The organism is Bacillus sp. NPDC057893, from assembly GCF_042796455.1.
In the GTDB taxonomy this organism is placed as follows: Bacteria; Bacillota; Bacilli; order Bacillales; family Bacillaceae_G; genus Bacillus_A.
Map to the genome: position 1 here is coordinate 222,414 of NZ_JBHVNG010000005.1, position 24,187 is coordinate 246,600.

At 35.2% G+C, this 24,187-nt stretch carries 18 protein-coding genes, 1 pseudogene, 1 riboswitch and 1 other annotated feature; of the genes and pseudogenes, 3 read left to right on the forward strand and 16 right to left on the reverse strand.

Features of this window, described 5'->3' with window-relative positions:
- Nucleotides 1–142: 142 nt before the first annotated feature.
- Nucleotides 143–364 (reverse strand) — a binding site (T-box leader).
- 123 nt (nucleotides 365–487) lie between these two features.
- The 4 genes from ACFVQC_RS22285 to ACFVQC_RS22305 all read right to left on the reverse strand — a co-directional run bounded on the left by ACFVQC_RS22285 (nucleotide 488) and on the right by ACFVQC_RS22305 (nucleotide 3,261).
- A complete protein-coding gene (locus ACFVQC_RS22285; protein WP_377899296.1) occupies nucleotides 488–1,195 on the reverse strand; it encodes a pseudouridine synthase in 708 nt (235 codons plus the stop codon).
- Between the two features lie 444 nt (nucleotides 1,196–1,639).
- Nucleotides 1,640–2,005, reverse strand: a complete 366-nt coding sequence (locus ACFVQC_RS22295; protein ID WP_377891053.1) for a VOC family protein — start codon at nucleotides 2,003–2,005, stop codon at nucleotides 1,640–1,642.
- Between the two features lie 97 nt (nucleotides 2,006–2,102).
- On the reverse strand, nucleotides 2,103–2,732 hold the full coding sequence (locus tag ACFVQC_RS22300; RefSeq protein WP_377899297.1) for a DUF4937 domain-containing protein: 630 nt from the start codon (nucleotides 2,730–2,732) through the stop codon (nucleotides 2,103–2,105).
- 220 nt (nucleotides 2,733–2,952) lie between these two features.
- Nucleotides 2,953–3,261, reverse strand: a complete 309-nt coding sequence (locus tag ACFVQC_RS22305; protein WP_377899298.1) for a hypothetical protein — start codon at nucleotides 3,259–3,261, stop codon at nucleotides 2,953–2,955.
- A 168-nt stretch (nucleotides 3,262–3,429) separates the two neighbouring features.
- On the opposite strand from ACFVQC_RS22305, the gene ACFVQC_RS22310 reads away from it, so the two are divergent.
- Both ACFVQC_RS22310 and ACFVQC_RS22315 read left to right on the forward strand, forming a co-directional pair.
- Nucleotides 3,430–3,996, forward strand: a complete 567-nt coding sequence (locus tag ACFVQC_RS22310) for a hypothetical protein (RefSeq protein WP_377899299.1) — start codon at nucleotides 3,430–3,432, stop codon at nucleotides 3,994–3,996.
- A 221-nt stretch (nucleotides 3,997–4,217) separates the two neighbouring features.
- A riboswitch (glycine riboswitch) is annotated at nucleotides 4,218–4,338 on the forward strand.
- A gap of 107 nt (nucleotides 4,339–4,445) precedes the next feature.
- Nucleotides 4,446–5,813 (forward strand): alanine/glycine:cation symporter family protein, encoded by a 1,368-nt coding sequence (locus ACFVQC_RS22315; RefSeq protein ID WP_002148086.1) that lies wholly within the window; start codon nucleotides 4,446–4,448, stop codon nucleotides 5,811–5,813.
- Between the two features lie 61 nt (nucleotides 5,814–5,874).
- On the opposite strand, the gene ACFVQC_RS22320 is transcribed toward ACFVQC_RS22315, so the two are convergent.
- Nucleotides 5,875–6,648, reverse strand: coding sequence for a DUF3891 family protein (locus tag ACFVQC_RS22320; protein WP_377899301.1), 774 nt, complete (start codon nucleotides 6,646–6,648; stop codon nucleotides 5,875–5,877).
- 203 nt (nucleotides 6,649–6,851) lie between these two features.
- Here ACFVQC_RS22320 and ACFVQC_RS22325 point away from each other — a divergent pair, with 203 nt between their 5' ends.
- A complete protein-coding gene (locus tag ACFVQC_RS22325) occupies nucleotides 6,852–7,124 on the forward strand; it encodes an HU family DNA-binding protein (RefSeq protein ID WP_002012780.1) in 273 nt (90 codons plus the stop codon).
- Nucleotides 7,125–7,166: 42 nt separating this feature from the next.
- Here ACFVQC_RS22325 and ACFVQC_RS22330 read toward each other — a convergent pair whose 3' ends face one another.
- The 11 genes and pseudogenes from ACFVQC_RS22330 to ACFVQC_RS22380 all read right to left on the reverse strand — a co-directional run.
- Nucleotides 7,167–7,709 (reverse strand): hypothetical protein, encoded by a 543-nt coding sequence (locus tag ACFVQC_RS22330; protein WP_002148089.1) that lies wholly within the window; start codon nucleotides 7,707–7,709, stop codon nucleotides 7,167–7,169.
- 35 nt (nucleotides 7,710–7,744) lie between these two features.
- Nucleotides 7,745–8,494 carry a 4'-phosphopantetheinyl transferase Sfp gene (gene sfp, locus ACFVQC_RS22335; RefSeq protein WP_377899302.1) on the reverse strand — a complete coding sequence of 250 codons (750 nt, stop codon included), beginning with the start codon at nucleotides 8,492–8,494 and terminating at the stop codon, nucleotides 7,745–7,747.
- A gap of 64 nt (nucleotides 8,495–8,558) precedes the next feature.
- A complete protein-coding gene (locus tag ACFVQC_RS22340) occupies nucleotides 8,559–10,001 on the reverse strand; it encodes an MDR family MFS transporter (RefSeq protein ID WP_377899304.1) in 1,443 nt (480 codons plus the stop codon).
- On the reverse strand, nucleotides 10,001–10,225 hold the full coding sequence (locus tag ACFVQC_RS22345) for an MbtH family protein (RefSeq protein ID WP_377891069.1): 225 nt from the start codon (nucleotides 10,223–10,225) through the stop codon (nucleotides 10,001–10,003). The genes ACFVQC_RS22340 and ACFVQC_RS22345 overlap by 1 nt, the downstream gene beginning before the upstream one ends.
- Nucleotides 10,222–17,376 carry an amino acid adenylation domain-containing protein gene (locus ACFVQC_RS22350; RefSeq protein WP_377899305.1) on the reverse strand — a complete coding sequence of 2,385 codons (7,155 nt, stop codon included), beginning with the start codon at nucleotides 17,374–17,376 and terminating at the stop codon, nucleotides 10,222–10,224. Before ACFVQC_RS22350 ends, ACFVQC_RS22345 begins: the two co-directional genes overlap by 4 nt.
- Before the next feature lie 33 nt (nucleotides 17,377–17,409).
- Nucleotides 17,410–18,303 (reverse strand): isochorismatase family protein, encoded by an 894-nt coding sequence (locus tag ACFVQC_RS22355; RefSeq protein WP_377899306.1) that lies wholly within the window; start codon nucleotides 18,301–18,303, stop codon nucleotides 17,410–17,412.
- 24 nt (nucleotides 18,304–18,327) lie between these two features.
- The gene (locus ACFVQC_RS22360) at nucleotides 18,328–19,944 is read right to left on the reverse strand and encodes a (2,3-dihydroxybenzoyl)adenylate synthase (RefSeq protein ID WP_377899307.1); all 1,617 of its coding nucleotides are present in this window, start codon (nucleotides 19,942–19,944) and stop codon (nucleotides 18,328–18,330) included.
- Nucleotides 19,945–19,956: 12 nt separating this feature from the next.
- A complete protein-coding gene (dhbC, locus tag ACFVQC_RS22365; RefSeq protein ID WP_377899309.1) occupies nucleotides 19,957–21,156 on the reverse strand; it encodes an isochorismate synthase DhbC in 1,200 nt (399 codons plus the stop codon).
- Between the two features lie 26 nt (nucleotides 21,157–21,182).
- On the reverse strand, nucleotides 21,183–21,968 hold the full coding sequence (dhbA, locus tag ACFVQC_RS22370; protein WP_377899310.1) for a 2,3-dihydro-2,3-dihydroxybenzoate dehydrogenase: 786 nt from the start codon (nucleotides 21,966–21,968) through the stop codon (nucleotides 21,183–21,185).
- A 659-nt stretch (nucleotides 21,969–22,627) separates the two neighbouring features.
- Complete coding sequence (locus tag ACFVQC_RS22375; RefSeq protein WP_002148105.1) at nucleotides 22,628–23,830, reverse strand: L-lactate MFS transporter; 1,203 nt, start codon at nucleotides 23,828–23,830, stop codon at nucleotides 22,628–22,630.
- A gap of 195 nt (nucleotides 23,831–24,025) precedes the next feature.
- Nucleotides 24,026–24,147: pseudogene (locus ACFVQC_RS22380) on the reverse strand (LytTR family DNA-binding domain-containing protein); the annotation flags it as partial.
- Nucleotides 24,148–24,187 lie beyond the last annotated feature (40 nt).

Genomic DNA, 24,187 nt, shown 5'->3' on the forward strand with positions numbered 1-24,187 from the left:
AGCTCTAAGGTGGTAAGTTATTTTTCTGCGTTAGGAAGTTCTCAGCTTTTCTTCCTTCTCTGTATAACCGTTTAAAATAACTCGTGTCCTTTTCTTCGCTTATTATGAAATTAAATATAAAAAAGCATATTCATCCCTAGTAAATAGGGACGAATATGCTTATATCCGTGGTTCCACCCAGATTCCCATCACAAAATGCAATGGCTTCCTTTGCGATAACGTCGCATACACGGCACTAGATACTTCATTTCCCCAGTGCAGCTCTAAGGTGGTAAGTTATTTTTCTGCGTTAGGAAGTTCTCAGCTTTTCTTCCTTCTCTGTATAACCGTTTAAAATAACTCGTGTCCTTTTCTTTGCTTTTATAACAAATCCATTTATTGTTATTTAATATATCCTATTCATTTTATTTTTACAAGTGTTAAAAATATATTTTTTATTCAACAAAAAAAGAAACCAAAAACATTTTTTGGTTTCTCCTTCTCTTTATTACCAATCTTGTGGTTCGTAATTTAAGTCTGAAAATAGGCGTTTTTTTTCTTTTTTCGATAAATCTCTCCACTGTCCAACCGGTAAATTATTCAATTCAATATTCATAATTCTCGTACGTTTTAACGTATATACTTGATAACCTAACGCTTCACACATACGACGAATTTGACGATTTAGCCCCTGTGTTAAAATAATTTCAAACTCATATTTTGATAACTGTGTAATCTCACAAGGAAGCGTTTTTGTATCTAAAATTTTAACACCTGCTGCCATTTCCTCTAAAAACTCCGGTGTAATCGGCTTATCTACTGAAACGATATATTCTTTCTCATGCTTGTTTTCAGCACGTAAAATCTCATTAACAATATCGCCATCATTCGTTAACAAAATTAAACCGTCTGAGTCTTTATCGAGACGCCCGATGTGATTAATTCGTAAAGGATGATTCACTAAATCGATAATATTACCTTTTACTGCTTTTTCACTTGTGCATGTAATACCTACTGGTTTATTTAAAGCGATATACACATGATCTCGAGCAATACGAAGTTGCTCTCCATTTACTCGTACGTCATCACCTGGATTTACTTGGTCACCAATTTTTGCAACCTTACCGTTAATAATTACTTTTCTCTCGTTAATTAACTTATCTGCTCCACGTCGAGACGCTTTTCCAGCTTCACTAATAAATTTATTTATACGCAAGTTAGGCACATCCTTTTCATAAAAAATTTCAAGCTCACACTGCTTCTACCGTACAATACAAAAGGGTAAGCCTCCTATTATAACTTAAATATATTAACATGAAAGGGTATATGACGTCTTCACTTAATTACATGTTTATAAGAAAACAATTGGTCCTCTTTTCCTTTTCACATCCAACTGTTTAGCAGTCAATAGATTAATCCTTGAATATAACATCATTTATTTACTTTTTTCATAGATAATATACCGATATAAGTTTGATTAATAATGCCTAAATAACTCACAATATGTGAAAAACAAAAAAGAATCCTTTTGAAAATAATCAAAATGGATCCTTCTTCAGCTAAAATAATACTAGTTTTTATACAAATGTGTTCAATAATTATAATCTTTGATAGAAAACATCGTTCAACAAACAAAATAATCTCAAAAGCCCCTAATTTTTTACGCTTCAATATTTTCTTCACATACTCCAAAAAGAAGCCCTTGATTATCCATACAATAAGCAAAGTAACCCATATTAGGAATAGCAGTTTTAGGTACAACTACTTGTCCACCATTTTCAATAACTTTATTTATGTACTCATCAACTGAAGGTACTTCAATCGAATTAGTCGTCCTAGTAGCACCATCAGGTGATTTCATTAATCCACCATCGATACCAGGTCTATCACTCTCCCCTGTAATTATGAACCAATAGTCATGTGGCCCAGGCATTTTTTCAAACTTCCATCCAAAACTATTTGTATAAAATTGAATAGCTTCTTCAGGGTTTGGGACTTGCAATTCAAATCTTAAAACTTTACTCATTTAAATACCCCCTCTTGTTCTTGTACAAAACAATCATACAAGAACGAACGTTCTGTTTCAACTTTATCTAAACCAGCTACTTTAACAAGTTCTAACTTTATTTCGAAGCGGCAACAGACCATTCTTCCTTCCTAATAACTTTCTTTCCATTTATATTTTCAACATACTCATTTACATTTGCTAACTGATATAACTCAGGAAAAATTTCTTTCATATAACGTTCATGTACTATTTCATCTTGCCAATAAGTTAATACTATGTAACGATTTTCATTCTTTAAAGACTTCCCTACAACTCCACCTAATATCCCTTTTACATTTTCCATTCCTTTATTCCAAATTGTTTCTTGCGTATGTAAAAAATTCTTTTCTTTTCCTTCTTTCACATCGCAAATTGCAACTCTTACAAATGACCCTTGTGCAATTACGTCTTTCAAAGGAGTTTCTGTTATATCATACAACGTTTGAAATAGTTCAATTTCACATGAAAGAAACGTATCTTTTTGATTACTATTTAAATAAATTGTATCGTGAGCCTCATTCATAAACGATTGATATGCATTTCTATCTTCCCATAAAGTATATACACATGCCTCATCTTCATTCCATCCACCAAATTGCCCATGAAAACCATCTAGATGCTGTATATCACGCCATTTTTCTTGTGCTTTTGAAAACAATTCCTTTTTCTCTTCTTCCACCCTACAGTAGATTGTTTTTAGTAACATTTCTAATTCCCCCTTATAATACAATCTCTCTCTTACAATAATCAGTTTACATAATAAAACTATGGTAACTAAATATTCTATTTTTTTTACAAATATACAACCAATCATTTTTTAACACTATATCTATCAAACCATCTATCTATTTTAATTTCAAATAATTCGGAATATAAAAAATGTAACCCTATACGAATGACATCTAAATCTTATCTCCCTTGTATATCTATTGCTCAAATAAATAATAAGTAATCTCTCCCGGATAATGTAATACAGTTACTTTCCGATCCCCTTTTTTAAAACTAACAGTATGCCCGTTTTCCCCTAAGTTCTCCCATCCACTTGCCTTCGTAATAGGCATTACACTTATATATTTATAATTCTCTTCGTTATCATCGTTAATATGTATTACTGACATTGGTATTGGAAAATCTTCAATTTTTGATCCCTTGTTCATATATATGAGTGCAAGTACACCAACTAATAACATAGCCGTTGCAATACTTGAAGCTCGTTTTTTTCTTTTCGTCCCCACTAAAAATTCCCTTTTCTAACATAATATCTTCATTATTTTACTAATTTTATTTATTCATGTATAGAATAAATATGATTCAAATCACTTCTGTACTTTACTCTTTGCCTTCAATAACATTATTGTTATATATTATAATTATAAGTTTTTAGAATTTGGAGGATTTATATATTGAAGAAATTACTTTTAAACAAATGGTTGCTTGTGGTTTCTATTCTTATTATTGCCGGCACTATTTTCTACGCAACTAAAGATCGAAAAAATGCTAAAAAAGAAACCGTTGATACTACAACTTTCCGAACTCAATTGCAACCTAAAATGAATGAATTAACTACTAATTATAATGACATTATTGAGAATGATTGGTTGCCTGCCTGGGAAGAGATTAACACGAACGGAGATTCAGTGGACAGAAATAAACTATTAGTTACAATGAGTGCTGTTTCCAAACAGTATGAAAAAATTATGAAAGAAATAGACACAATACAAATTGAAGAAAACATAACAGAAGTACATATACAAAAGCAACTAGTTTATTTCACAATTGAATTTAAGGCAGCTTCTAAATTTATGAAAAATGCAGCAGATTTGATTATAGACGGATACAACAATTCTACTCCAACCAATGAAACAATTGAAAATACAAAGCATGCATTAGGACTTGCGGATCAACATATTGTCATCGCTTTATCTACTTTAAATGAAGTTGAAGATAAATTAGGAATATCGAAAAAATAAGTTTATTTACTATTTTAAAATAAAAAATGATTGCAATTCACTTATTGTGTATCTATAATGTGTTTATTGATTATATATACTTATGATCAATACATTTAGTTATTAGTTTTATAATTCGGATGAACCATTCAGGAGAAGATCTATTGATCTACCGACGGGGCAAAAAGTTGCTGAACCAACTTTGAAACTCTCAGGTCTTGTTTACAAGTAGAACTGCATGGGGACGAATCTCTGGAGAGACTCCCTCTCGCTTTTATATAGCGCGGAGGAAAACGAGCACCGAAGGAGCAAATCCGCTAATCTAGCGGATAATCTCTCAGGTAAAAGGACAGAGACAAGCGAAAGAAAATGCCGATTTGTATCGGTTTATTTTTCTATCCCTTGTTTCTCCAGAGACCATTTCATTTCCTTGAAGTGGTTTTTATTTTTTCTAAAAAAGGAGAATACAGATGGAGACAGTAAGTAAAGTATTAGAACAAATTAATCAGTATGTGTGGGGGTTACCAACTTTGTTGCTACTCGTTGGAACTGGTATCATTCTCACAGTGCGCTTAAAAGGTTTACAGTTTAGTAAACTAATATACGCTCACAAACTAGCTTTTAAAAAATCAGAGGATACATCATCTTCTGGAGATATTAGTCACTTCCAAGCACTGATGACAGCTATGGCTGCAACGATTGGTATGGGAAATATAGCCGGTGTCGCAACCGCTGTTACAATTGGTGGTCCTGGTGCAATTTTTTGGATGTGGATTACTGCTTTATTCGGAATGGCAACAAAGTATGCCGAAGCAATCCTTGCAGTGAAATACCGTGTTAGTAATGAAAATGGTGAATACTCCGGTGGACCAATGTATTATTTAGAACGTGGTTTAGGGAAAAAGTGGCTGGCTGTTTTATTCGCTATATTCGGCACAGCTGCTTCTTTCGGTATCGGTAATATGGTTCAATCTAATTCAGTTGCAGAGGCAATGCGAATCAATTTCTCTTTCCCTCCTGCATTAACTGGTATACTCATGTCATTCTTAATCGCTATCGTTATTTTAGGCGGTGTAAAAAAGATTGGTAAAGTTACTGGATATATCGTTCCTATTAAAGCTTTCTTTTATGTAATCGCTGGCCTTATTATTATCTTCTATCACTTTGATCAAATTCCAGAAGCGTTTTCACTTATTTTTTCTGGTGCATTTCAAGGTACTGCAGCTGCTGGTGGTTTTATCGGAGCAACAGTTGCATCTGCAATTCAAATCGGAATGGCGCGTGGTGTATTTGCTAACGAGGCTGGTTTAGGGAGTGCTCCTATTGCTGCGGCTGCGGCCAAAACAGATTCACCTGCAAAACAAGCTTTAGTTTCTATGACTGGTACTTTTCTAGATACATTTATTGTATGTACAATTACGGGGCTAGTATTAATTACTACAGGCGCATGGAAATCAGGTAAAACTGGTGTTGAAGCTACAACATTAGCATTCCAATCCGTATTCGGTACTGCTGGTAGTATGATTCTCGGTATCGCCATTATATTATTCGCCTACTCTACTATTTTAGGTTGGTCGTATTACGGAGAGAAGTGTGTTGCTTATTTATTCGGACAAGGTGCTGTACGATATTATAAAGCAATCTTTATCGTTATGATTGCTATTGGCGCTAATTTAAAATTAGGTGTTGTATGGACATTTGCCGATATTGCGAATGGACTTATGGCGATTCCAAACTTAATTGGTCTAATTGGATTAAGTGGTGTAGTTGTCGCTGAAACAAATCGGTTTTTACAAGCAGAGAAATTAAAGGAATTAAATAAAAAACGTGTAAGTTAATTTATTTCTAAAAGGAATGACTCATAAAGTGAGATCATTCCTTTTTCTTGTTATGCCCTCTCTATTGTAGAAAATATATCATTTGCTTCTGAACTTCCGATTCCCTATCAGCCTTTGCAATTCCTTTTTCTTCAATTTCATGTTTATTTATAGTTTTATATTTTACATAAGCATGAAATTCTGTTTTAAATGGAAACGTTGTGATTCGAATTGTTTCTTCATCCACCCATTCAGCTTGAATAGATTTATCCTCCTTTCTATTAAACATTTCTGTTCCTTCAAAACCATCTTTAAATAAATCAATCTCATCTTTCTTTTTTACACCTGGTTTGTTCATACATACATATAAAGAAAGTTCATCACAAAACTTTAATAATCTATAATGTTTATCGAAAATCGAAAATTGTTCTTTTGTTAACGTTTTCAATATTCTTTTTTGTCGTTTCAATTCATGTTTATAAAAAGACATCATCTCTTCATCTTCTTCATTTAGTGGAAATGATAAAAAGTGTTTACTACAAAGTAACGCCCCGTATGGATTAGAACTTTCGATTTCATTCAAACCAATCGTATAAAAAACAAAGCGTAATGAACTTGGACAATCCATAAATGTATATGGGATATTTTTAGCATCGTTCAAAATCGGGATTTTATCTAGCCCTATCCAGCCTCTATCATGCTCATATATAGCATCAATAGTCTCCTTTAAGTATGCTTTACCTTCAAAGAAATCTTCTTTCATATAACTTGCAATCTCTCCTGCTAAAAAGCCATGATCATGTTGACGAATTAATATACTCTCGTTCTCGTTCTCATTCTTTTCACGAAAAATCATCCGTATACTCCCCCTCATCTTCATTTTACAGCTTTTTTATACATCAATTCATAATAAATTCCCTTATAATTGCAGGGATTCAGTTTCTTTCAACGAAATTAACATAACTATACAGCATTCTTCCTAATCACGAAGATAGCTTTATCTTTACTAACCATTATACTAAAACATTCATTCTAAAAAATTTTTTATGAGGTGAAAACATGAACAAAACAGAATTAGTTAAAAATGTAGCACAATCAGCTGATATTTCTCAAAAGGATGCTTCTGCAGCTGTACAATCCGTATTTGACACAATTGCTAATGCATTACAATCTGGCGATAAAGTTCAACTGATCGGCTTTGGAACTTTTGAAGTGCGTGAAAGATCTGCCCGTACAGGACGTAATCCACAAACTGGCGAAGAAATTCAGATTGCTGCTGGTAAAGTTCCAGCATTTAAAGCAGGTAAAGAATTAAAAGAAGCTGTTAAATAAACAAGAAACCAGCCATTTATAGGCTGGTTTCTTGTTTATTTTTTATTTAAGCAGTTCCTTTATATTCTCTGCATGATACACTTCACAAATATAAAATATACATTTGCAGTTACTTACAATTTGATATTTTCTAGTTGGATAAACATTCGCTGCAACAGAACATCCATCAAATAATTCGATAATATTTCCAGATGGCTGATACCCTTCGTATAATACGTTTCTTCTTGCTTCCATCTTTTCTATAAGCTTTTCAACTGGAATATTTCCATCCTCTAATTCTTGCTTTATAGTATTTGGTAAAAATGAGGTGTCAGCAAAAATTAGATTTTCAGATAACACCTTACCTTTATAACTAACATTGGATACACGGTAAAGAAATGTTCCGTTTTTATCAAAGAAATTCTTTGCTTCTTTCGGAATGTACTGTCTATCAAGTACCTCTTGTTCAAGAACATCAAACTGAACTGTATCATTCAAAAGCTTTTCTAAAGCAAGAATAGATGATGTATCTCCAGAAAATAAAATATTTTTTATTGCTTGTACATTATAAGTTAATTCGCTTTTTCTATTTTCCGCCACTAACATGAGGAACACCTCTTCTATAAAATATTTTATTAAACTTATTTATGATTTAAAAGCGATACCGCGTCTAATTGCGTAATTTCAGTTACTTCTTTACTAAATATTGCAATAGAAGCCATATAATCTAAACTTGGCCTTACGTCTTCCATCATTGTATTTTCTGCTAACTCTTGTCTATCCTTAAAAACCAACAATTTTGGAGGATCATTTGGAGCTGATACTGTAATATCTGCTGGTGGAATCAATAGTCCTTCACCTGTCGCTTTCAGCACTGCTTCTTTTCGAGTCCAATATGTTAAAAACCCTTCTATTTTTTGTTCATTAGGTAATTTCATAACTTGTGCTATTTCAATGTCTGTTAATACACCCTCTGCCATTTTCATAACATCTACATTTGGATTCATTTGCTCAACATCAACACCCACAGGTGCAGATTTAGTAAATGCAACAACAACCCACTCACCCGAATGTGAGACTGATATTTGCGGCATACCTTCTGGTAACTGTGGTCTGCCATGTTGTAATTTACATACTGGGCACATTCGATCAATTGGTACTTGAACTGGCGACATCGAAAGTATCTTTCCAAGTACTAATCTACTAATTACGCAACCAATTATAAAACGCGCACGGTCTGCCGAATGATGATATGAATTTGCTTTCTCTTTCTCTACATCATTTAGTAAATTGTAATACCATGATTGTAAATCTGAAATTCTTGCCCACCATATTTGACAACTATTCTCATTAAGGGTTGGTACAGAATCTATTCCTTTACTCTCTATCATGTAAACTCTCTCCTTTTAAATACCAATATCACTTTATTTCAAAAGAGTATTAGCATGCTGCACCTCATTCATTTACAACTTCTTTCTCTTTTTGTAATACAGATAACGGCTTTTTATTCTTCTTTGACATTACCTCTTTATCAGAAATGCGTAAAGAAAATAGTAATGCTATGAGTAAAAATATTGCTGATCCAATTAATGCTGCTTGATATGGCAAGAAATTGGCTGGAGCATTATTTTGTACACTATTACTTCCAAAACCAGATAGTATACTAGCTAAAACAGCAACTCCTATTGCAGATCCTAATCGATTTTGTACATTGAATATAGTAGTTGCTCTCCCCATAGAAGGTGGTGCAATATTGTTAAAAGCAGAAAATTGAACTGCACCGACAGATTGACCTAAGAAAATACCTATGCCAAACAATAATGCCCGAATTTGCCAGGGATTCGTATCATGATTTACAAAACTTAATAAAACAAATATAACCGCTGTACTTATTAATCCAATAGAGATTACCTTTCGAGCTCCTAATTTCTTATACGACCATGGTACAATCTGTGAAGAAATCATTAATCCAATCGCCTCTGGGAATGTCGTAAGACCTGATTCCAGCGCGGAAACTCCTATTACATTTTGATACATAAGCGGAAAAATAAATAACATTCCTAGTAAACCAGCTGATGAAAACAAAGATATGAGACTCATTTTTCTAAAAACTGGTTCTTTTAATAAGCGTAAATCTAACATCGGTTGCTTTACTTTCAGTTCTACAATTATAAACAATGTAATGAATACAATCCCAGCTATCCCAGTACTTATTATTTCTGGAGAAATCCAACCTTTTGATGGTCCTTGGCTAAGTGCATAGATGAGCATTGCAAAACCTGGTGCTGAAAGAACAAAACCGAGAGAATCAAAACGACCAGCCGATTTTTCAATATGCTCTGCTAAAAATAGAAGTCCAAATAGCAACGCAATGATACCAAACGGTAGGTTAATATAAAATGCCCAGCGCCAAGACATTTGTTCTACAAAGAAACCACCAATAATTGGTCCGATCGCTGGTGCTACAGCAATTGGAAGTACAATAAATCGAGAAATTTTTGGTCTTTCCTCTGGTGAAAATATTCGGAATAACATCGCCATCCCGACTGGTGTTAAAAGTCCGCCACCAGCACCTTGAATGACACGAAAAATGTTTAATGAAGTAATATCATTAGCAATTCCACATAATGCAGATGCAATTGTAAAAACGAAAAGGGCAATTAAAAATACTCTTTTCGTACCAAAGCGATCGCCTAACCAACCAGAAATCGGAAGGAAAACAGCTAAGCTAACTAAATACCCAACATTTACTGTTCCCATTGCAGATGGGGGCACTTGCAGTTCTTTGCTTATCGTTTGCAGTGCTACATTCACAATCGTTGCATCCATCGCAGCCATAAACATCGCTGTTATATAAACGATGCTTACAACTACTTTTGGATTTATTATTGCTTTCATTATTGTTTTCCTACTAATATTTTTTCGCTAATTTGATTTTTTTTCGGGTCTAAATCGTTCCAGTTACATTCAACATATTCTAAGCAAACTTGTCTGCTAGCTTCTTCATGTACGATATCCCATCCAATAGGTACATCGAGAAAGGTAGGCCAGAGAGAATACTGGCCCTCCTCATTCATTAATACTTTATATGTGTAATTATCATTTTCAAATGGATTCGTCATACTCTACTTACCCCTTTCTTATTCTGCAAATATTTCGCTAGCACTTGTCCAATTTCTGTAAGCGGCCCTGGCTGACATAAATCTTTATGTCTACAATCAATATCATGTTGCACGATATCTCCATCTAAATAATTTAGCCATGTATTTGGAGAAATAGGATCAAACCAGTCTGGTATAACAGTAGATCTAAAGAATAGAATATCCCCGTTATAAACTTTCGGTACGTATTTCCCTAACAAACCTACCGAATTTACATATGTTTCTTTCAAGTTCAAAATAGTCTCTTCTTCAAGACTTGCTAATGCACTTCCATCTTTGCGAAGTATTGCAATCGCACTTTCCATAGTAAGTGGTTTACCATCCATGTTATCTGGATCATATCCACCTAAAGCAAGTAATGCGATTAACGCTTCTTCTTCAGTAGGTGCTTCCGTATTCGGTAAGAAGTGACCAGGATAAGAATCAAGCATAACGAGTAATTCTACTTCTTCCCCTTTATTTTGTAGTTGCGCCGCCATTGCATGAACAACATTCCCTCCAAGCGACCAACCGAGTAAACGATACGGTCCGTGAGGCTGTACTTCACGAACGTGTTTCAAATAATCCGCCGCCATCTCCTCTAAGCTTTTTGGGAGTTCTTCATTTTCAGCGATACCACGTGCTTGTACGCCATAGATTGGATAATCTGTTCCTAAAGATTTCATAAGTCCTGCATAGCACCAACTTAATCCACCTGCTGGGTGTACACAAAATAGTGGTAATTGATCTCCGCTTGCTCGTAATGGAAGCAACACATCAAGTGCACTTTGAACATTCCCCATTTCAAGTCTTTCAGCAAGCCCTGCAACAGTAGGTGCTGCAAATAAAGTTCCAATATTTAGTTCAACTCCAAGTGCCTCTTTAATGCGGCTCATAAGTTGCACTGCAAGAAGTGAATGACCACCAAGATCAAAGAATCCGTCATCAATTCCAATTTGAGGCACACTTAAAACTTCTATAAACAAGTCACATAACATTTCTTCTTGTGGTGTTCTTGGTCCGCGGCTAGAAGATGATGCAATAAATTCTGGAGCTGGCAATGCCTTTCTATCTAATTTACCGTTTGGAGTTAAAGGTAACTCATTTACTACTACAAAAGCGTAGGGAACCATGTAATCTGGCAAACTACCTCCAGCATACTGACGCATTTCATTCGTATCGATCGTTTCATTATTTGATGCGATGATATAAGAAACTAATCGTTTATCCCCTGGTTGATCTTCCCGTACAATAACGGCTACTTGTTCAACTTTATCGTGTTTCATTATTACCGCTTCTATTTCCCCTAATTCAATTCGGAATCCACGAATTTTAATTTGATGATCTGCACGTCCTATATAATCTAACGTCCCATCTTGACGCCAACGTGCTAAGTCTCCTGTACGATACATTCTTGTACCTGGTTTACCAAATGGATCTGCAATAAAACGTTCAGCTGTTAATCCTGCTCTTCCTAAATATCCACGAGCTAGTCCAGCACCTGCAACATACATTTCTCCAACTACCCCAGGTGGCACTGGTTGTAAATAGTTATCTAATACGTATACTTTAAGATCTGGTATACTGCACCCGATTAAACTATTTGCTCGTAAAGAAACGATACCCTCATCTAGCTCAATATAACTAACATGTACCGTCGTCTCCGTTATTCCGTACATATTAATAAGCTTCGGTGAGTTATAAGGATGACGACTATACCAATCTTCTAATCGACTTAGTTCAAGTGCTTCTCCTCCAAAAACAACATATCGTAAAGATAATTTTTGACCAATCTCTTCATTTTCACGATCGGTTTGCATCAATTGATAGAACGCTGATGGAGTTTGGTTTAAAACAGTAACCTTTTCTTTAACAAGAAGCTGTAAAAATTCTTTCGGCGAGCGACTTACAGTATGTGGTACTACAACAAGGCGTCCCCCGTATAATAAAGGTCCCCAAATTTCCCAAACTGAGAAATCAAAAGCGTATGAATGGAACATCGTCCACACATCGTCTGCGTCAAATTGGAACCAATGATCAGTTGCTCCTAAAAGTCTTACTACATTTTGATGAGGTATCATAACGCCTTTCGGTCTACCTGTTGAGCCTGACGTATAAATAACGTAAGCAATATGTGAAGGAGATAACGGCTTAATGCGCTCCATTTCATCAATATTGTCTTCACTATATTTCTCAATTTCTTCTATTACGTTCACATCATCAACTAAAATCTTTAATGCCTCATCACATTCAATTTCCACATCTGAATTTGTTAAAACACATGATGGTTTCGCATCGTGTAGCATAAATGAAATACGATCTGACGGATAATCCGGATCTAACGGTAGGTATCCCGCACCAGCTTTAAGAACAGCTAGTAAACTTACAACCATATTTAATGATCTCGGCATTGCTAAAGCAACGAGTTGCTCAGGGCCGATTCCTTGCGCTATTAACAACCGAGCTATTTTATTCGCTTTTCTATTTAACTCTTCATAAGTTAGCATTTCATCTTCAAAGACGACAGCAATAGAATTTGGATTTACATAAGCCTGCTTTTCAAATAATTGTGGCAATGTCATTTCAGGTACAATTTGAAAACCACCATTCCACTTTTCTAAAACTGTATTTCGCTCTGCTAAAGTTAATATTTCTAATCTACCAATTGATTGATCCGGATGTTTCGCTGCATCATCTAATAACAGAATGAATCGTTCTATTAGTTTTTGAACCGTTTCACGTTTATATAAATCGGTACTAAACTCTAACAATCCGTGTAAGCCGTTTGGAGTACCATCAACTCCGTTACTCTCGCTAATTTCAAATGTTAAATCAAATTTTGCAGAGCCAACACTTTGAATTTCAAGGCTCGCTTCTATATCCGGTACATTAAACGTTGCTTCTGGTGTATTTTGGAAAGCTAACATAACTTGAAACAGCGGATGACTATTTCGAGTTCGTACTGGGTTTAACACTTCAACGAGTCGTTCAAATGGAACATCTTGATTTTCATAGGCTGCAAGGTTTACCTGCTTCACTCTATCCAATAACTCTTTAAAGCTTGGATCTCCTGATGTATTTGTACGTAACACTAATGTATTTACAAATAAACCGACTATATCCGAGAGTACATCGTCGTTTCTTCCAGCAATCGGGCTACCTAATGGTATATCAGTTCCAGCACCTAATCTTGTAAATAGTGCACTAAGTCCCGCTTGCAACACCATAAACAAACTAACTCCATTTTTACGAGCGAGCTCTACTAACCTACTATGCATACCTTCATCTATATGAAAATGAAGTGTTTCCCCACGATAACTCGTTTCAATTGGACGTTGAAAATCTGTAGGTAACTCCATTTGATCTGGTAAACCTTTTAGCTCTTCTTTCCAAAAATCTAATTGTGTTGAAATAATACTGTCTGGTTTTGTTTCATCACCTAATAGTTGTTGTTGCCATAATGAATAATCTGCGTATTGAACTGGAAGGGTTTCTAGTTGAACACTATCACCTTGACATCGTGCTTTATAAGCCGCTGTAAAGTCTCTCGTTAATGGTTGTAATGACCATCCATCTCCTACAATATGATGCAAAAGAATTAGTAAAACATGTTCGTTTTCACTCACTTTAAAAAGTTGTAAACGAACTGCTGGTTCGATATCAAGATTAAAACTATATTTTACAGCTTCAGACAGTGCACTTTCTAATTCATCCTTACATGTTTTTGTTATGGTCATTTTTAGATTCAATTTATCCATTTCTAGAATTCTTTGATATGAACTACCAAGTGAATTCGGGAAAATCGTTCTAAGTGTTTCATGTTTTTCAACAACATCATAAAAGGCTCCTTGTAATGCTTCCTCATTCAATTTTCCAGACATACGAATGACTAACGGAATATTATAAGTAGGACTTGGACCTTCTAAACAATTTAAGAACCATAACCTGCGCTGTGCAAATGAAAGTGGAACTTCATTTGGCCTACTTACTTTCTTAATAGCTGGTCTTGCGCTTTTTGCACGATCCAATTGTTTTGCTAATTCAGCAACAGTTGGTGATTCAAATAGCTTTCCAATTCCTAATTCTACACTTAATGTTTCACGAATTCTTGCCATTAAACGAGATGCAAGAAGCGAATGGCCACCCATTTCAAAGAAATTATCATCTATACTAATTCGCGAAACACCAAGTACTTCTGCAAATAAATCACATAGTATTTCTTCTTTCGGATTTCTAGCAACTCTCTCATTGTTCATTCCATTAAAATCAGGAGCAGGTAATTTATTTCTATCAACCTTACCATTTGGTGTTAATGGTAATTCTTCTAGCACAACAAATGCCGATGGCACCATATAATTCGCTAAACTTTCTGAAACATAAGAACGAATTTCTGATAGATTAATTGGTTCCTTCTCTTCGGCAACGATATACGCAATGATCCGTTTATCATTTGGGCGATCTTCCCGTACCATTACTACTGCTTGTTGAATATTTTCATGTCGTTGTAATACCGTTTCAATTTCAGCTAATTCAATTCGGAAACCGCGAATTTTAATTTGATGATCTGCGCGACTAATGTACTCTAAGACACCATCGGTACGCCATTTCACAAGATCACCTGTGCGGTACATACGTGCTCCATCTTTTCCATAAGGATTTGCAACAAACCGTTCAGCTGTTAACTCAGGTTTTCCTAAATATCCGTTCGCAAGTCCTTCACCCGCAATATATAATTCACCAATAACTCCAGGCGGAACTGGTTGTAACCCTGCATCTAACACATACACTTCAGTATTCCAAATTGGCTTTCCAATAGGAGGTATACCACTTTCATCAATGTTCATGAAGGTAGACCAAATTGTCGTTTCAGTTGGTCCATATAAGTTTGTTATAGAGCAACCTAATTCTTTTAATTTATTTGCTAAATGTGCTGGTAGAGCTTCACCACCAACGAGTACGTTTAGTTCTTGTAGCCGCTCTGGATATTCAGTTACTAACGCCTGCCAGAGCGTCGGTGTAGCTTGCATAATTGTCACTCTTTCTTCTTGTAAAAGTGTCGTTAATGCAGAAGGCTCTTGGATTACTTCTTTTTGAGCAATTGTTATACTTGCACCACTAATAAGAGGTAAATATATTTCTAGAGCAGAAATATCAAACGCAAACGTTGTAACTGCTAATAAATGATCGTTTTCATTTAATGAAAACATGTCTTGCATAGCCAATAAAAAGTTACTTAAACCTTTCATAGGAACAATTACACCTTTTGGATTTCCTGTTGATCCTGAAGTGTAAATTGTATACGCTGGGTTTAAAAGTGATTCATCATTTTTAAATGGTATATTCATATGAGAATATGTTTTTAACACTATTTTCGTTTCTTCGCTATCTAATATGATTTTTTTAATATCATTTTCTATAACTAAAGAGGATGAAACAGATGAATGTGTTATGATATACACCGGTTTTGCATCATTTACTATATAACTAATACGTTCAACTGGGTATTCTGGATCTATCGGTAAATACGCTGCACCCGTCTTTAGAACTGCTAACATACTAACTACCATTTCTATTGACCTTGGAAATACTAAGGCTACAAACTGATTTGATTGTATTCCTTCTTCTAATAAATAGTTTGCAAGTTCATTCGCTCGTTCATTTAGCTCTTTATACGTAAGTTTTATCCCGTTACAAGTAACTGCTATATTATTTGGATTTTTTTGTACTTGTTTTTCAAATAATATAGGTAGATTAATTAGCTCTTCAGCTCTCTTAGTTTCATTCCATTCCAATAAAACCTTATGATTTTCTTCAGGAAGAGTAATGTTTATTTTTCCAATCGGCTCGTCTTTGTGATAATTATTTATCACTAATTCTAATAGATTCATAAATCTTTCTTTATGCAATGCTAGTTCCGTATCGCTATATACTTCCGGATTCGCATCAAAATGAATCATTAGCTCATTTTCATCGAAGCGCTTATATACATTTATCGATAAATCATCGACAGGTCCTGCTGATAAATTATGTGTAATGCCACGATTTCCAGCAAAGTTAAGCCCGTAATCAAAAGGCATAACATTCACTAACGGCCCAAATAACCTTTGATTTTCACCTAGTAACTTTAAGTCTCTTCTTAATTCCTCATGACGATATTTATGATGACGACGTATATCTCGAATTTCTTCAGAAACTTGCTGTATTAATTCTGCAAAAGTTATATTTGGAGTTAACTTTAGACGAAGTGGAACTAAATTCATTACCATGCTTGGTGTATGAATAGATACAGAACCAAGACGCCCCATCATCGGTAAACCTAAAACAATATCATTTGCACCTGTTAGTTTATGCATATAAATACTTGTTACGGCTACAATAAATTCGGGCCAACTCGTTAACGAAATATTGATATCTTCTAGTAACGTTTTCGTACTAGAATTTGATAAATAAGCAGTTTCTCGTGAAAATCCATTTGATGTTCTCGGCGCTCGTTCTGCTAAACTTACAACTTCCGGTTCATCTGCAAACTTCTCTAACCAAAAAGTACGATTTTCCTGAAATTGTTTAGATTCACGATACTCATTATCTTCTTGTACAATTTTTGCAAGAGAGCCAAATGGCTTTTCATTCTTGTTTGTTTCTTCTATAAGTGATGTATACTCATTCGCTACCTTTTGGCTAAGAAGTGAAAATCCATAGCCATCCATCACAATGTGATGGATGCGCTGATACCAAAAGAAACGATTATTTTCAACTTGAATAAGTACTTCAGTAAATAATTTATCCTCTGTTAAATCCACAGGCATAGATAAATCATTTTTCATCCATACCTTAGCAGCTTCTTCAGGATTTTTTTCTTTACGAACGTCAATAAAATGCATATGAAACTTTGACGATTCCTCAATAACTTGCCATAGGCCAATTTCATCCTCTTCGAAACGAACATGAAGTGCTTCTGCTTCTGTTACAACTTTACGTACAGCTAATTCGAAAATTTCTTGATTAATCGTTCCGTTTATTTCTACATATTCCCCAGTATTATAAATCGGATTAAGCGGATCTAATTGTTGCGCAAACCACATACCAGACTGCGCAGATGATAACGAATGACGAATCTTTTGACTGTTAGGCATTCTTTACTACCCCTTTATTATGTAGTCTATTTGTTACAGCACCTGTGCTGCTTGTGAAGATAATACACGGTACCAATCGGCAACTGTTGGACGTTCTGCTAAATCTGCAAAAGTGATTTCTTTCCCTTCGCGACGCCACTTCTCTACTAAACTCATAATTCTGACCGAATCAAGTCCTCTATTTAATAAATCTTCATCCACTTCAATACTCTCTACTGGCTCACGGAGTAGTTGTGCAACTAGTTCATGCACTTCCTGTAAAGTGATTCCTTCACTCTCAGCACCCTTTAAACTTTGTAAATCTTTTAACAGTAAGTTTGTTGATGTCGTTACTGCACATCTATTAGATGCATACTGCAATGCTTGTTTATGATGCTCTAATGAAAAATCAGCAACTGCATCTGCCACAAAGAATGGCTGGATACCATCCATAAACGCTTCACAAGCTGTTAAAAGGCAGCCAATATGCGCATAAATACCGCAAATGATGAGTTGATCTCGTCCTTGTTCATTTAAAATTTCTAATAGATTCGTCTTTTTAAATGCACTATATCTCCATTTTGTTAGGAAGATATCATCTTCGTCTGGAGTGAGTTCATCGACAATTTTCTTTTTATCCGGTCCAGCAGGAATACCGTCACCCCAAAAGTCTTGTAATAGCCCTCGTTGTTCTAACGTTTGTCCACCAGGTTGTGCTGTATAAACAACCGGTATACCAAGTTCCTTACATCTTTCTCTTATCACCTTAATATTTGGAATTAGTTCTATTTTTGGCGATTCTTTATCGCTATATGCATCAAGAAAATATTCTTGCATGTCGTGGATTAGAAGAACTGCACGTTTCGGATCCGGTGTCCAATTCACTTTATTTTTTGGTAGTTCTGATTCAACTGGCATTTTATATACTGAAATAGATGGGATAGCCATCTAATCACTTCCTTCCGATTTTTATTATTGTTTTACTGTAATAAGTTTTTCAGCAATGACTTTACGTAATTCTTTTTTGCTTACTTTTCCAACACCTGTTTGTGGGAATGATTCAATAAATTCAATTCGATCTGGAATCTTATAAGCTGCTATACCACGTTCTCTTAAGAACATTTTTAATTCGTTTGCAGTTAGGACTTGTCCACGAGCGATAACAAAAGCGCAAGTGCGTTCTCCTAAATAATCGTCAGGCATAGATACAATTGCTACATCATGTACTGCATCATGTGCTAATAGATGATTTTCAACTTCTTCCGCGGCAACTTTCTCACCACCACGGTTAATTTGATCTTTATCTCTTCCTTCTACAATGATGTAACCTTGTTCATTTACTTTTACAAGATCACCTGTGCGATAAAAGCCATCTTCTGTAAATGATCTTCCATTATGCTCTTCCGCTTTATAATAGCCACGAATTGTATATGGCCCTCTTGTTAATAAACTACCTACTTCACCAGGCTTAACATCATTATCATTTTCATCAACAACTCGAACTTCATCAAATGTAGACATCGGTCTACCTTGTGTATGAATAATGATTTCTTCTGGATCATCTAGTCTGGTATAATTTACTAATCCTTCCGCCATACCAAATACTTGTTGCAACGTACATCCGAATGTAGGACGTATCCGTTTTGCAACTTCAGCGCTAAATTTCGCTCCACCTACTTGAAGTACTTGTAGGCTCGATAAATTATTGGTACGCGAATCAACTGCATCAAGCCAAATCATTGCTAATGGTGGAACGAGCGCTGTAATCGTAACTTTTTCTTTTTCTATAAGTGCAAAAGCCTCATCTGGACTACCTCCAGTTGCCAACACTACTTTTCCACCCGCATAGAAAGTTCCAAATGTCCCTGGAGAACTCATCGGATAATTGTGTGCTACTGGAAGAACTGCCATATAGACGCTTTCTGCATTCAAATTACAAATTTCAGCGCTAACACGTAAACTATAAATATAGTCATCATGCGTTCTAGGAATTAATTTAGAAAGTCCTGTTGTCCCTCCTGATAATTGGAGAAACGCAACATCACTTGGCTGAACTTCTGGTAATGGAACTGGATCCATATAAAGATCACTTATGTTCACGAATTCTTCTTCTTCCCCCACTACGATTACATGTTGTAAAGTGGGAACTTTCTCTTTCACTTCTCTTGCTAGTTTTCGGTAATCAAAGCCGAGAGCCTTATCTGAAATAACGTAAGCACTCGCCTCACCAAACTCGCAAAAATAACTAATTTCACTGCTTCGATGTGAAGGTAGTGCAAAAACAGGAAGCGCTCCAATTCGAAATAGTGCAAAACATATTTCGAAAAACTCTATAATATTGGGTAACTGGATTACAACTCGGTCCTCTTTCTTTATGCCTAAATTCAATAAACCTGCAGCTAAATGATCTACCTTTTTATCAAGTTCACTATACGTTATTTGCGTATTACCACTTACAACCGCAATTTGATCTCCATATTTTTCAGCACGCTCTCTTAACATTCCGCCAAATGTTTCACCTAGCCAACATCCTTCTTCTCGATAACGATCTACAAATTCTTTTGGCCATTCCGTATAACCTGCTAACATTCTTTCATCCCCCTACTTTTCATTCAATGAGCTATCACTTAACCCTAAAGCTTTTAACATTGTTTGGAATTTAGCTGATGTTTCTGCTAACTCATCTTCGGGCTTAGACTCAGCAACAACTCCGGCACCTGCATATAAGCGAAGTGTATTTTCTTGCACTTCAGCACATCGAATTGTAACAATCCATTCACCATCTCCATTTAAATCGCTCCACCCTAACATTCCTGTAAAGAATTCACGGTCAAATGGCTCAATTTTTTGAATAGCCTCTCTCGCTTCTTCCATTGGAGTTCCGCAAACTGCTGGCGTAGGATGAAGAGCAATTGCTAATTCTAAAGCAGAAGTATTTGGATCCTTAAGTTCACCTTTCACTTCTGTAGATAAGTGCCACATCGCTTCACTATGAATAACAGATGGTTTTTCTGGAACATGTAATGTATGACAATACGGAAGAAGTGCTGCGGCAACCGCTTCAACTACTACCGCATGTTCATGTAAATCTTTTGGAGAAGAAAGTAATTCTTCTGCTCTTCTTTTATCTTCTGCTGGATCATCACTACGTGGTCTTGAACCAGCTAACGGATTAGAAATTACTTGCATACCATGACGTGAAACAAGTAATTCAGGGCTTGCTCCAATTAACGTCTTACTTCTCTCATTTTCATCTTTCGGTAAATTAACAGCAAATGTGTAGCCGTGCTTATTATGTTCTGCTAATTCACGAAGAAGCTTTTGTTTATTAATTACCTCGGAAGACTTAACATCCAATGATCTAGATAGGACGATTTTCTTTAAATCTCCGTCCTGTATTTTTTCAATCCCTTGCTTCACACCATTCATATAAACTTCAGGAGCTGGAACCGGTGTCATTTCAAATGCCAGTTTCTCATTTCGTTTTATCTCATTTGTTGTCTCCAACTGTAAACGCTCAGTAATTCTGCAATATTCCGGTACAATAAGTTGAACTTCTTTTCTACGATCAAAAGGCAAAGCACCAACAACGATAGGATTCGGATTTCCGGCTTGTTTTGCATTACTTAATACCGCTTGTACAAGTTCTGGAAAACTTTCAATTTCATGATGTTTTACTGTAGTAAACTCTCCTTCTGTCAATATCGTTCGAGTTGGTGAAGCGAAAAAGAACGAAGATTCAGTTTTATAATCTTCTAATAATTTTTCTGACAGTTCCTTTACGGCTGTAAGTTCATTCATAGTATTAAAACCTCCTGAATTTTTTATTAAACTCCTAATGTAGCTCCGCCATCGACACATAAATTGTGCATTGTAATATGACTCGCTTTATCAGAAGCTAAAAACAATACTGCTTCAGCAATTTCTGAAGGTTGTGCAATTTTTTGTAACGGAATACCGAGTCTATATGTATTTTGAGAACCAGCAATTATATTTTCAGCTCCATTCTCATCAGCCCATAATAACCTTTGCATTTCAGTTTCAGTAGAACCTGGAGAAACTAAGTTACAGCGAATATTGTATGCTGCAAGTTCTAACCCTAAACATTTCATAAACATCGTCGTTGCAGCTTTTGATGCAGCATACGCAGCCATCTCGATTCTCGGAGTATTTGCCGCATTTGAACCAACTGTAACAATTGCCCCTGACTTCCTTAACATCATAAGCTTACTTACTGCTCGGGACATATAGAAAACTCCTGTAGTATTTACAGAGAATGTTTTATTCCACTCTTCGTCACTTAAAGAGTGAATCGCTCCCATACGTAGAACCCCTGCAACATTTACTAATATATCTATTGGCGCTATATCATTTTCAATTCGTTCTACTACCTCTTCAACAGCGGCACTATCACTCACATCTAAATGAAACGTCTTAATACGGCTTTCATTTGATGCATAATGATTTAAAAACATATTAAGCCCTTCTTCATTTTGATCAACCCCAATAACTGTAGCTCCTCTTTCTAAAAACATTTTTGCGACAACACTACCTATACCTTGAGCTGCACCTGTCACTAAAACGATTTTTCCATCAAATTCCCCTAGGTTCATTTCCTCTATCCTTTCATATAAAAATTAATCAAGTTTAACAATATAAACGATAACGATTTTCATTATCACTAATGATGTAAAAAATAATACACTTACTAAACTAATTGGTCAAGTGTACTTTTCATCAAAACGAAACCAATTGATAATGATTTTCATTTTCTCTATCTACATCGAAATGATAATGTTTCTCAATATACTTGTCAATCTTTTTTTATTTTTCAGATAAAATATTTTTACGTTTCTATGCCAGACTGCATCTATAAGCATTAAAACGTACTTCAAATAAAAATTTAATCCATAATTCCTTATCATCTTTTTTGTAATTGAAAAAGAGAACCTGTAGATTTCTTCACCTACATACTTTATCAAAAATTTAAGTTTTTCTTTTCTCAATATTTTTCTGAAAATACTTTATTTTACATCTTGCATTTCTCAATGAATATCCTGTATATAATCTAAGATTTTCATATATTATGCGTGACTCAATGATATTCCAATATAATCCAATCCGATGTTTTAATGCCTCTTTTATCAGTAAATTTCCGTAAATAATAAAGACTGGTTAGAGAAAAACTATTAAAATTAGTTCATAAAGAAAAAAGCACCCCATTTTATAGGGTACTTTTTAGTTACCTTAGTGCTATAGAAAATTTAAATACTTACGCTACGCTGCGATACTCTTCTTCGTTTTCTTTTTTCTGATTAGGTGCTTGAATTAAAATTGAGATAATAAATGACACGACACATAATACGCCGATCACCATAAAGGTTGGTTTGAATCCACCTAGAAGTGCACCGATAAAGGAACCTGCAAGCGCTCCAAATCCAAATCCTTGATACACAATTCCGTAGTTCTTACTATGGTTTTTCATACCGAAGAAATCACCAACAATAGCTGGGAAAATAGTGATATTTCCACCAAAGCAAAACGCTACACTTGCTACACAGACGAAGTAGATACCATAATTTAAATCTACGAAACTTAGAACCAAGACTGAAGTCGCCATAGCAACAAAAGTACCAGTAACGATTTTCAAACGGCCGATTTTATCTGATAACGGTCCCAGAATGATGCGACCCAATGTATTGAAGATTGCAACCATAGCCACCGCATTAGCTGCTGTTGCTGCGCTAAGCCCTACAAGTTGAACACCGATGTCTTTTACCATACCAATTAAGTATAAGCCACTCATACATGATGTAAATAACATAATAAATAATAAGTATACTTGTTTTGTTCCTAACATTTCTTTTGTTGTATATTCTTTAGTTTTTGTTTCCTGAACTGCACCTTGATCAGCGGCTTGATGGATTAAACAAGCACCAATTACTATCATAGCTGTAACAATTAAACCCCAGTATATAAACGCTTGCGATACACCAACTGAATCAATCAACATTGCGTTTATGTATTTAAATATTAGGCTACCTGTACCATATGCAGAAACAGATATACCGGCAATTAAACCTTTACGCTCTGGAAACCACTTTATTAAATTGGATAGTGAAGTGATATATGCTGTACCATCTGCGTAACCTACAACAACTCCTGCTAGTACATAAAGCATCAATAATGAGGAAGCTTGTGAACTAAGTATTAATCCGATTCCTAATGCTAGTCCAGCTATCATAATAAGTTTACGAAGTCCCCATTTTTCTTGCAATTTACTCGCAAACAAAGTTGAAAATGCTAAAGAAAGGCTAGTAATTGAGAAAGTTATAGCAACAGCGTTAAGACTCCAACCGTATTTACTCACTAAGGGCTGATTGAATAAACTCCATGTATATATCGTTCCAAGCCCCATTTGTACTATGACTGTTCCAAGAACAACAAGCCATGGATTAACCGATGATTTTTTCATACCATCTCTCCTCCTCTTTCTATTTCAATGCTATTCGCTAAATATGCTTTTTTCATTTTCATTTTCGCCACCTCATTCGATTTAACAACTTCATTGTATAGGATGTTTTTGATTATGTAAGCACTTACAAGGCAGAACGTCAAATATATGGAACCAGTTACATAAAACGAAGGGTGAAATACAAAAAACTTCTTGTTAAATACGTAACAAATTTTTGTATTGTTTTGCATAAGTACGACTTACAGGTACTTTTGAATCCTCTTTCATAAAAAGTTATGCGTAAAGTTACACCATGGCTGGACTTCAGAATTTTGATTACCGTATACAAACAAAAAAGCACCCTAATAATAGGGTACT